Source organism: Frankia tisae, from assembly GCF_025403405.1.
GTDB lineage: Bacteria > Actinomycetota > Actinomycetes > Frankiales > Frankiaceae > Frankia > Frankia tisai.
Genome location: NZ_JANEZT010000305.1, coordinates 1 through 8,299 on the forward strand (window position 1 = coordinate 1; position 8,299 = coordinate 8,299).

6 protein-coding genes and 2 pseudogenes are annotated in these 8,299 nt (G+C 69.5%); 7 read left to right on the forward strand and 1 reads right to left on the reverse strand.

Annotated features, from left to right (window positions below; all coding sequences use genetic code 11):
• From NBZ85_RS23490 to NBZ85_RS23520, 7 genes and pseudogenes are all read left to right on the forward strand, one after another.
• Nucleotides 1–368, forward strand: a 368-nt coding sequence (locus NBZ85_RS23490; RefSeq protein ID WP_261562602.1) for a WCX domain-containing protein, incomplete at its 5' end; no start/stop codon positions are given.
• Between the two features lie 355 nt (nt 369–723).
• Nucleotides 724–2,292: pseudogene (locus NBZ85_RS23495) on the forward strand (AAA family ATPase); the annotation flags it as partial.
• Nucleotides 2,293–2,331: 39 nt separating this feature from the next.
• A complete protein-coding gene (locus NBZ85_RS23500) occupies nt 2,332–3,699 on the forward strand; it encodes a TetR/AcrR family transcriptional regulator (protein WP_261562603.1) in 1,368 nt (455 codons plus the stop codon).
• Nucleotides 3,700–3,923: 224 nt separating this feature from the next.
• Nucleotides 3,924–4,970: a phosphotransferase family protein gene (locus NBZ85_RS23505; RefSeq protein ID WP_261559137.1), complete on the forward strand. Its 1,047-nt coding sequence runs from the start codon at nt 3,924–3,926 to the stop codon at nt 4,968–4,970.
• 43 nt (nt 4,971–5,013) lie between these two features.
• On the forward strand, nt 5,014–6,204 hold the full coding sequence (locus NBZ85_RS23510; protein ID WP_261562604.1) for an acyl-CoA dehydrogenase family protein: 1,191 nt from the start codon (nt 5,014–5,016) through the stop codon (nt 6,202–6,204).
• 54 nt (nt 6,205–6,258) lie between these two features.
• Nucleotides 6,259–7,068, forward strand: a complete 810-nt coding sequence (locus NBZ85_RS32825) for a YdeI/OmpD-associated family protein (RefSeq protein WP_261562605.1) — start codon at nt 6,259–6,261, stop codon at nt 7,066–7,068.
• 426 nt (nt 7,069–7,494) lie between these two features.
• Nucleotides 7,495–7,914: an AAA family ATPase gene (locus NBZ85_RS23520; RefSeq protein WP_261559133.1), complete on the forward strand. Its 420-nt coding sequence runs from the start codon at nt 7,495–7,497 to the stop codon at nt 7,912–7,914.
• 13 nt (nt 7,915–7,927) lie between these two features.
• On the opposite strand, the pseudogene NBZ85_RS23525 reads toward NBZ85_RS23520, so the two are convergent.
• Nucleotides 7,928–8,173, reverse strand: a pseudogene (locus NBZ85_RS23525) (transposase); the annotation flags it as partial.
• Nucleotides 8,174–8,299 lie beyond the last annotated feature (126 nt).

An 8,299-nucleotide genomic window follows, 5' to 3' on the forward strand; every position in this document is an offset into this window, starting at 1 on the left:
CCCCCTTCACCCCGCGTGAACTGCCCGGAGGAGAGGTGGCCGCCTTCGTAGCCAGCAGGTTCCAGGGCTCCGACGGCTCCGGCGACTGGCCCTGCCGCGGTGAGGTGATCCTCGACCTCCCAGCCGAGGTCGTGTCCCGCTACACCCGCGACGGACTCGTCGAGGCCCTCGGCCCGGACCGCTGCCGGCTCGTCCTGGGCTCGTGGTCATGGCCCGGCCTGGCCGCCGCCATCGGCAGGTTCGACGCCGACATCGAGGTCGTCGGCCCGACCGAACTCAAAGACGCCTTCGCGCACCTGGCCCGCCGCTACACCAACGCCGCGGCCGACGGACCCACCAACCTCACCACACCACCCTCGAGCCAATGAGAGGAGTGTCCGACTCCTGTGGGGCGCCAGAAGTGTGACTGGGCCTGTGACCTGGGCTGATGCGGCGGTGCGGCTGTCGGCATGATGGTCAGCTATGTCCACGCGCCTGCTCTATCTGATCTTCGTTCGGGTCTGTGGCTGGCTAGTCCTCCTCGGCCGTTCGTCGGCGTCCAAGGACATCGAGTTGCTGGTGTTACGGCACGAGGTCGCGGTGTTGCGTCGCACCCAGCCCAAGCCCCGGTCGGACTGGGCAGACCGGGCGGTTCTCGCCGCACTCATCCGATTCCTGCCCACGACGCTGCGAGCCCACCGGCTGATCACCCCCGGCACCGTCCTCCGGTGGCACCGCCATCTGATCCTGCGCGGACTGCGCGAGCGGTTTGAGATCTTCCACGACGTGCGGATCCAGGACGGTGCGCTGGTCGCGGCGGCGGTGCTGTCGCACCGCTACATCTCCGACCGGTTCCTGCCCGACAAGGCGATCGACCTCGTCGACGAGGCATGCGCCATGCTCCGCACCGACATCGACTCGATGCCCACCGCGCTCGATGAGATCACCCGCAGGGTCACCCGACTGGAGATCGAGGAGGCCGCGCTGGCGAAGGAGAGCGACCCGGCCAGCGTCGCCCGGCTCGACCAGCTCCGCAAGGAGCTCGCCGACCTGCGGGCGGAGGCGGATGCGATGCGCGCACAGTGGGAGTCAGAACGGCAGGCAATCCGCAAGGTCCAGGAGCTGCGCGAGGAGATCGAGCGCGTCCGCCGGCACGCGGACGAAGCCGAGCGTGCCTACGACCTCAACACGGCCGCCGAGCTGCGCCACGGCCAGCTCCCGGAACTGGAACGCCGGCTGGCCGCCGAGGAGGAACGTCTGGCCGGCCGCCAGCACGGGCAACCGCTGCTGCGCGAACTGGTGACTGAGGAGGAGATCGCCGACATCGTCTCCCGCTGGACCGGCATCCCCGTCACCCGGCTCGTCGAGGGCGAGCGCGAGAAGCTGCTGCGCCTCGACGACATCCTGCATCAGCGGGTGGTCGGCCAGGATGAGGCCGTCAGCCTGGTGGCGGACGCCGTCATCCGCGCGCGCTCCGGGATCAAGGACCCCCGGCGCCCGGTCGGGTCGTTCATCTTCCTGGGACCGACCGGCGTCGGGAAGACCGAGCTCGCGCGCACGCTCTCCGAGGCGCTGTTCGACTCCGAGGAGGCGATGATCCGCATCGACATGAGCGAGTACCAGGAGCGCCACACCGTCAGCCGGCTGATCGGCTCTCCTCCCGGCTACGTCGGCTACGAGGAGGGCGGGCAGCTCACCGAGGCGGTGCGCCGCAAGCCGTACTCCGTGGTCCTCTTCGACGAGATCGAGAAGGCGCATCCCGATGTCTTCAACACGCTCCTGCAGGTCCTCGACGACGGCCGGTTGACCGACGCGCGGGGCCGAACCGTCAGCTTCACCAACACGGTGATCATCATGACGTCGAACATCGGCTCGCAGTGGCTGATGGACGCGGTGACGCCCGACGGCGAGATCGAACCCGAGGCACGGGCCCGGGTGCTGGCCGACCTGCGGGAACGATTCCGCCCCGAGTTCCTCAACCGGCTCGATGAGATCGTCCTGTTCAAGCCGCTCACCCTGGCCGAGATCGAACAGGTCGTCGACCTGTTGGTGGAGGACCTGCGCCGACGGCTCGCGGACCGCCGGATCACCCTGGAGATCACCGAGCCGGCCCGCTTGTTCATCGCCCGCGAGGGGTTCGACCCGGTCTTCGGCGCCAGGCCGCTGCGGCGGTTCATCCAACGCGAGGTCGAGACCCGGATCGGCCGGGCACTGGTCGCCGGCGACGTCACCGACGGCTCCAGCGTCACCGTCGACCTGGTCGAGGGCCAGATCGCTGTCACGCATGACCTGCCCACGATGCAACGGGGATGACGGCCGCGGCCGTGTTTCGGCAGCTCGTAGGATCTGAAGGTGTCGTCGCCTCCGGTACGGCCGATCCCGGTCCACCGCGTTCCGCAGGATGCGGCTCTCGCCCTGGGCCGTCACGGCACCCGCGCCCAAGCCGAGATCATCGAGGCGGCGCGCGTGCTGTTCGGCACGCGCGGCTACCACGGGGTCACGGTGGAGGAGATCGGCGAAGCGTCCGGGCGCACCGGTACGTCGGTCTATCGGTACTTCGCGAACAAGACCGAGATCTTTCGGGTGCTCATGGCCGACCTCGGTGCGGATCTGCTGCGTCACGGTCGCCGTCTCGGTCGATTGGGCCCCGAGCACGGTGGGTTCGACGAGCTGCGCATGTGGCTGCATGGCTTCGGTCTCCTCGTGCACCGCCACAATGCGACGTTCTCGCTGTGGCGGGCGGCTGACCCGGGCGACGCTTCGCTGGTCGAACCTGCCCGGCGGTTCATCGACCGCTGGTGCGAGGTCGTCGGGGCGCGGATCGAGGAGGCGGGGGTGGATCTGGACCCGCCCGCGTTGGCGACCGCGCTGCTGACCACCGCGCAGCGCGTCCACGAGTTGCGCACTCGCGTTCCGTGGACGTGCTCGGAGGCCGACCTCGCGGAGACCTTCGCCCGCGTGTTCCAGCTCGCGATGTTTCCGGCCAGCGTGACGGGGTTCGGCGAGATCAGGCAGGCACCCCGGCGCACCCGCCGAACGCCGGGCCTGGTCGTCGCCGAGCCGCTGCCACTGCCGCCGGGGTTGGGTTCGGAGCCGGGTTCGGCGCCGCCGTGGACGCTGCGCCTGCGCCGTCCGCTGACCAGCCGGGGCGTAGGCACCGTCCAGCGGATCATCACGGCCGCGGCGGACGTCTCCGCCCGGCAGGGGCTGCACGGAACCAGCATCAAGGATATCGCCGCGGCGGCGGACGTCGGCTACGCCAGCGTCTACACCTACTGGCGGGATCACGGTGACATCGTCGCCGCCCTCACCGACCAGGCTGCGGTCCATCTCACCGGCTGGTTGGGGGCGGCTTCGGCTGTCGGCAGGGGCCCGGGCTGCCTCGCGACCGTGCGGCCCTGGGTGGAGCGCTATCTGGCGGGCTATCCCCGCCACGCCGCCGTCCTCCGGTCGTGGACGATCGGTGCAAGCGAAGCTCCGGAGCTCAACGGCGTCCGCCGCTCGGTCGCGACGCTTGCCCGTTCGACCTTCGATCGGATGATGGACGGGTCCCCGTTGGATGATCTGCTCGACCGGCGCTGCGCCGAGGCGGTTGTGTGCGCGCTGCTCGTCGAGTTCCCCTACAACACCCATCTGTTCCTGCCCGGCTGGCCGGGGGAGAACACGGCGGACGACACAGTCGCGGTGATCCTGGCGCGTGGCCTACTCGGTGACCTCTGAGCGCGAAGTTGACGATCTTCTCAACGATTTGGGCATCTCTCGCCTCGAGCCCCCTCGAAGCCCTTGCAAGGGGCCCATCACAAGAATAATGTTTACAAAATCGTCAATTACTGAGTATCTGGGGGCTCGCTCGCTGAGCCCCCAGGCTGCCATCGCCGGTCCGAAAGCGGCGTGGCGCGGCGAGCACCACTGCGCCCGATCGGGCAGCGAAGGGACGGGCAGCCATGGCAAGGACGGATCCGCTGGGCCTGGTCGACCAGGCGGCCCTGGGGGCGTTCCTCGCCCGGTGCGTGCCCCCGTATCGGGCGCTGTCGATCGAACTGCTCGCCGGCGGCACGTCCAACCTGACGTACCTGCTGCGGCTGGACGACCGCCGGTACGTGCTGCGGCGCCGGCCCCTCGGCCAGACGGCCCCCCGAGCCCACGACATGCACCGGGAGTTCACGGTGCTCGACGCCCTGCGCGGCCGCGGGCTGCCCACCCCGGCCGTGCATGCCTACCACGAGGAGCCGGACGTTCTCGGTGCGCCGTTCTACCTGATGGACTATCAGGCCGGGACGATCGTGCACGGCCCCGGCGACGCGGCGGGCGTCTCCGCGTCGCAGGCCACCGAGCTCTCCCGTCAGGTGATCAGCACGCTGGCCCGCCTGCACGAGCTCGGCGAGGACGATCTGCGCCTCGACGGGTTCGGGCGGCCCGGCGATTTCCTACGGCGGCGGATCACCAGCTGGCTGCGGCAGTGGAACGCCGTCGCGCACAGCGAGCTGCCCGAGGTCGAGCGGCTCGGCGCGCTCCTGCTCGAACGGATCCCCGCCCCGCGGTACTCCTCGCTCGTGCACGGCGACTATCGGCTGGGCAACCTCGTCGTCGACCTGTCCGACGGGCAGGTCCGCCTCCAGGCGATTCTCGACTGGGAGATGGCCACGATCGGTGACCCGCTCACCGACCTCGCCCACCTCCTCATCTACTGGGAGAGCAGCCGCGGCCGGATCACCCATCCGGCCCAGCGCGTCTCCGAACGCCCGGGCTTCCTTCCTGGCCGGGAGCTGGCGGGGCTCTACGCGGCAGCCACCGGCCGCGATCTCAGCCAGCTCGTGGTGTACCTGGCCTTCGAGCACTGGCGCGCGGCGATCATCAAGGACGCGATCTACCTGCGTCGAATCGCCGGTGACATGGACGCCACCGAGGACCTGCGGGAGTACGCCCAGTTCGTACGGTTCCACCTGACGGAGGCCGCCGACCTGCTGCGGACCACCAGTCACGACCATTGACGTCACATCCATGCGTGGGGCCGGCCGAGTCGAGGAGACGACGGTGAGCAAGGACTTCGACGATCTACAGACCCAGGTCCGGCGGTTCATCGACGAGGAGGTGATCCCCGCCGAACCCGAGCTGGACGAAGGCGGGGACGAGGCTGTCGCCCGGCTGGCGCGGCTGCGGGCCGCGGCGAAGACCAGCGGGATCTGGGCCCTCGGGCATCCGGCGGACCTCGGCGGGGGCGGTCGGTCCTTCATGGAGACCGTGCTGCTCAACGAGGCCATCGGACGTTCGCACTACGGGCAGAACGCCGTCGGGACGTGGTCCATGCAGGATTCGCTGATGCTGCGGGAGCACGCCAGCCCCGAGCAGCGCGACCGCTGGCTGGGACCGCTCGTCGCCGGTGAGATCCGCTCCTCGGTGGGCCTGACCGAGCCGGAGGTCGCCGGCTCCGACCCCACGTTGATCCGCTCCACCGCGGTACTCGACGGTGACGAGTGGGTCGTCAACGCGCACAAGTGGTTCACGACCGGGGCCAACATCGCCTCCTTCACCACCGTCTTCGCCGTCACCGACCCCGACGCCGACCGGCACCGCCGGGTGTCAGCAATCATTGTGCCGACCGACTCCCCCGGTTACACCGTCGTGCGCAGCGTGCCGACACTCGGCACCCGCCACAGCGTCACAGGCGACCACTGCGAGATCCGCCTGGCCGACGTCCGGGTACCGGCGACCAACCTGCTGGGCGCGCGCGGCAACGGCTTCGTCATCGCCCAGAAGCGGCTCGGCCCCGGCCGTATCTTCCACGCGATGCGGTGGCTCGGACAGATGCAGCGAGCCTTCGAACTGATGGTGGCCCGGGCCAACGAACGCTTCGCCCACGGTTCCCGCCTCATCGACAAAGGCGAGATCCAGCGTTACATCGCCGAATCCGCGACGGACATCTTCTACCACCGCGCCGCGCTGATCACCGCCGCGGAGGCCGTCGACCGTGGTTCACCCGCCCGCCTCGAGATCGGGATGGTCAAGACCCGCGGTGCCGCCCTGCTGCACGACGTCGTCGACCGGGCCGTCCAGGTTCACGGCGCGCTCGGCCTCACCCCCGACACACCGCTGGAAGCGATGTACCGGCGGGCCCGCTACGCCCGCATCTACGACGGCCCCGACGAGGTCCACCGCGCGACGATCGCCCGCCTGCTCGGCAAGGACATCACCCTCGCCCCCTGGACAACCGGCGGGGCCCCATAACCGAAACGGACGCTGGTCATGGGCTACGTCCGGGGAGAGCCAGCGTCGTTGACGGTGAGCACCCGTCGGCAGTCCTTCGAGGTCACGGTTGCCTGCTTCGAGCAGACGCCAGGCCGGTGTACCTGTTATTCAGCGGTCTCCTGCGCCCGGGTCGTCGTCCGCGAGCAGCTCGCCGCCCGCGGCCACCCCTGCCCGGAAACGACGCCCGGTTCGGCGACGTCCGGGCTTTGTACGCTCGTCACCATGGGTGTGGGTGGCGAGGCGGCCGGGACCAGGGTGCGGACCGCCGCCGTGCCGGAGCTGCTGATCGTCGCCGACGGCGTCGCGTGGCGGGCCTGGCTCGACGTGAACGAGGACGTCTCCGACGGCGTCTGGCTGGTCCTGGCGAAGAAGGGCACCACGTCGCCGACGTCGTTGCGCTACGACTTCGCGCTTGAGGAGGCGCTGTGCAGCGGCTGGATCGACGGGCAGAAGAAGAGCCTGGACGCCGCCACCTTCCAGCAGCGTTTCACCCCGCGCCGTAAGGCCTCACTGTGGTCGGAGCGCAACACCGTCCTGGTGGCGCGACTGATCGAGGAGGGCCGGATGCGGCCCCGGGGGCAGGCCGAGATCGAGCGCGCGAAGTTGGACGGTCGCTGGGACCGGGCCTACCCGGGGGCGGCGAAGGCCCAGGTCCCCGACGACCTGGTGGCCGCGCTGGCGGCGTCCCCGACGGCCGGCTCGGCGTTCGCCGCGCTGAACGGTGCCGATCGCTACTCCGTCCTGCACCGCCTGCTGACGGCCTCGAACCCGGCGACCCGCGCCACCCGGCTGACCGCCCTGCTCGCGATCCTGGAGAACGGTGGGCCTGCCTCACCGCGGTGATGACCGGCAGCTCAAGACCGATTGCCGCGCAGGCTCCTATCGCCCGATGCCATCACTCACGGTGCCCATCTCGCCGGCCCGGCCAGCGTGTCGAGCCGAAACCACCATTGGTGAAGAAGGCCCCGGTAACCCGCCGTGCCCCTGGCTGTCTCGCAGATGGTGAGAGCGTTGGCTTGGTGGAAGCACAGCTGAGCTTCGTCGTCGCCGAACGCCGAGGCAGTGGCGTCCCTCCGGTAGCCACCACGACGGTCCGCCGGGGCCAGCAGCGCGACGATGTTTGCCGGACAGGGAGCACATGCACGCTGACTCCGGCTGGCACGTGTTGGACCGCGGGGCTCGCCGTGCGGAGAAACGCGATTTGGTTCGGTGGTTCGCACGCTGTCGCGGTTCGTGCTGGCAGCATCGGCGTCTATGCCGGATGGTTCGATGGTCGGGTCGACTGCGACAGCGCTGGTGGTGATCAGGGGTAACTCGGGAGCGGGGAAGAGCTCGGTCGCGAGGGCGGTGCGGGCGCGGTCCGGGCGTGGTGTCGCGCTGGTGGAGCAGGACTATCTGCGCCCTATCCTCCTGCGGGAATGGGACCAGCCAGGCGGTGTTACTCCTGCGCTGATCGATCAGACGGTCCGATTCTGTCTTGATCATGGCTATCACGTCGTGCTGGAGGGCATCCTCGCCGCGTCTCGCCACGCTGCCATGATCAGCGGTCTGCTTCGGGCCCATCGGGGGCGCAGTTTCGTGTTCTACCTTGACGTGTCGCTGGAGGAGACGCTGCGTCGGCACGCTACCCGCCCGCAGTCGGCCGGGTCACGTCCAGCGGCGTGGTGTACGGAGGGTAACTCCGCGTGATCCTAGGTTTAGTTTAGGCGGTGAGTGCTTCGGGTGTCACGCTGATCTCGGGTGTGTCGGCCGGCGTGTTCCCCGCGTCGACTTTCGCGAGGATTTCCAGGCCGAAATAGCGGTGGGTTTCGATCCACTCGTCGTGTTGCTCGGCCAGGACGGCGCCGACGAGTCGTATGATGGCCCCACGGTCAGGGAAGATACCCACAACGTCAGTGCGTCGACGGATTTCCTTGTTCAGTCGTTCCTGCGGGTTCGACGACCAGACGTAAACATTCACGTGGTTTGTGATCAAGGCATGCGGTTAGGCCGCGCCGGCTACGGTCGCGGTGGCCGGGTGCTGCGGGGACGTCAGGGCGGGGCTGCGGCGGGTGGTGTCCAGGGCGTGCCGGCC

Bases quoted from the DNA above. Each gene is read 5' to 3' on its own strand.
- NBZ85_RS23505 (WP_261559137.1), top strand. From the start codon at position 3,924: ATGGCAAGGACGGATCCGCTGGGCCTGGTCGACCAGGCGGCCCTGGGG.
- NBZ85_RS23520 (WP_261559133.1), top strand. From the start codon at position 7,495: ATGGTCGGGTCGACTGCGACAGCGCTGGTGGTGATCAGGGGTAACTCG.